The following is a 2,064-nucleotide window of genomic DNA, read 5'->3' as shown; positions in this document are numbered from 1 at the left end:
GTCTATAAAGAAGGCATCATGATAGGGAAAATTACTGGTGAGGAAACACGAATTTCAAGTTTATTGGACAATACGTGGGATACGGAAGATATAATGACGAATTTTCAAGATCCCTTCAATGAAAAATATCGAATTTCAGCGAGAGTTTCCCAGAAAAGAAATAATAAATATACGATTAAAAATAAATATGGCAGACCTGAAATATTAATCGAGGTACCTTTATTTGTAGAAATTTTAAGTGATCCCAGTATGATTAATTATGCAAAGAATAAAGGGAAGGTGATGGAATTACAAAGATTCATCACGAAAAGAATTGAGGGTAAGATGAATGAATTTATTACCCGTACTCAGGAAGAATTCAAAGGCGATACCTTCCATTTATCTGTCCCAATCAGGAGGGAGTTTGGAACACTTCCGGAATTCCGGGATTTTGATTGGATGAAATCCTATCCAGAAGCTGTTGTTAAAGTGAAAGTGGATATCCGCTTTGGCGAATTTGGCCGGCAGACCAAACTTCCTAAGCTTAAAGAAGTGAGGGATTAAAGTGATTTTTCTCATTTGGGGAGCGGTCGCGCTGATTTGTTTTTATTCAATCCTGTTTGCGGTGACATTGTGGAAACAAAAAAATAAGCCAGGGTCTATTGTTGTGATCATGCTATCAATCGGATGTCTCGTACTGCCGTATTTTACGTATATAAAATAATATTTTTAACCAGGATGGAATACCGGGTAGCACCATCCTGGTTTTTTTATTGAATTTTTAATAATTAATAACATTGTGATAATATAAAGATAATTAATATTTATTAAATGGGGTGTAGGAATGAGCCTGGTTGGATATAGCTTCGGAGAAATTCTTAAATCTTTAAGAGTTTATAAAGGATTTACAATTCCTCGATTAGCGGAGGGCATTTGTTCTGAAGAGGATATGGTTCAATTTGAAAAAGAAGAGAAATATCCAACGATTGACCAACTCTATAAAATTGCACTGAAACTCAATGTCGATCTTAACCACTTTTTTGACATCTCTTCCTCTGATACATATAACAATGCATCCGCGGTGATGCAATTAATTAATAAATATAAAAGAGAGCGTGATTATGCAGCTATCAATGAAATCCTTAAAAAGGAGAAAGATAACCCGTTGTTCAAGCATACCTCCTTCCGGCAATTTTTAATGTGGCATGAGGGTATCTGCACCAATTATCTAGAGGAAGACAAAAATAAATCAGTGGCTATACTGTACGAAGCTTTAACTTTAACAAATCCAGAGAAAAAAAATCTTACGGAGCGGGAAATTGAAATCCTGACCAGTATCGCCATCGTAGAAAAAGATAATGGCAATCTTGGTCAAGCGGTTGAAGTTTTCCAGGAAGCACTCAATAATTTAACAGAGCTTCCACAAGTGCTGGATTCAAGTATCTGGCTAAAAATTCTTTACGGACTGGCTCAAGCATTATCAAAGCTGGAAAAGTATGAGGAATCACTGATCTATTGCAGCAAAGGCATCGACAATTGTATATATGAAGAAAATATGTATTTATTTGGTGAATTCCATTACCAAACAGGCATGAATTTCATAAAATTGGGTAAATTACCAGAGGGAAAAGAAAACCTTGAAAAAGCCATTACGATTTTCAGACTTCAGCAAAATGAGAAGTTTGCTAGTTTAGTAATAACGGAAATGGAAAAATTACTAAAATACTGCTAAACGGTTTTAAGTTTAATAACTTAAACAAATACTCATCAAGAGAAAAGGAGGATTAAAAATGAAAAAAGCTATCTTGGTTTCGTTGATTGCAGCAAGCTTTATTGGAGCCTTTGGCGTGAGTTCTATTAACATTGCTGATCTCCCGTCCCAGCATTCATCGGTTGATACAGATGTAGCTGATCTCCCGTCCCAGCATTCAGCGGAAGATACGTATGTAGCCGATCTGCCATCACAGCATTCAGCGGACGGCACGTATGTAGCCGATCTGCCATCACAGCATTCAGCGGACGGCACGTATGTAGCCGATCTGCCATCACAGCATTCAGCGGACGGCACGTATGTAGCCGATCTGC

The 2,064-nt window shown here is 37.2% G+C and carries 3 protein-coding genes; all 3 read left to right on the top strand.

Translation table 11 applies throughout. From position 1 onward, the window contains the following. Positions 1 to 543, top strand: a 543-nt coding sequence (locus tag WB217_RS16545; protein ID WP_423994368.1) for a Ger(x)C family spore germination C-terminal domain-containing protein, incomplete at its 5' end; no start/stop codon positions are given. 280 nt (positions 544 to 823) lie between these two features. Then, positions 824 to 1,711, top strand: coding sequence for a hypothetical protein (locus tag WB217_RS16540; protein WP_423994367.1), 888 nt, complete (start codon positions 824 to 826; stop codon positions 1,709 to 1,711). A gap of 58 nt (positions 1,712 to 1,769) precedes the next feature. Next, a partial coding sequence (locus WB217_RS16535) for a hypothetical protein (protein WP_423994366.1) occupies positions 1,770 to 2,064 on the top strand: 295 nt, incomplete at its 3' end.

Source organism: Mesobacillus sp., from assembly GCF_049588175.1.
Taxonomy (GTDB): Bacteria; Bacillota; Bacilli; order Bacillales; family Cytobacillaceae; genus Mesobacillus.
The sequence above is the reverse complement of the archived record's forward strand: the minus strand, read 5'-3'. Positions and strand labels throughout refer to the sequence as shown.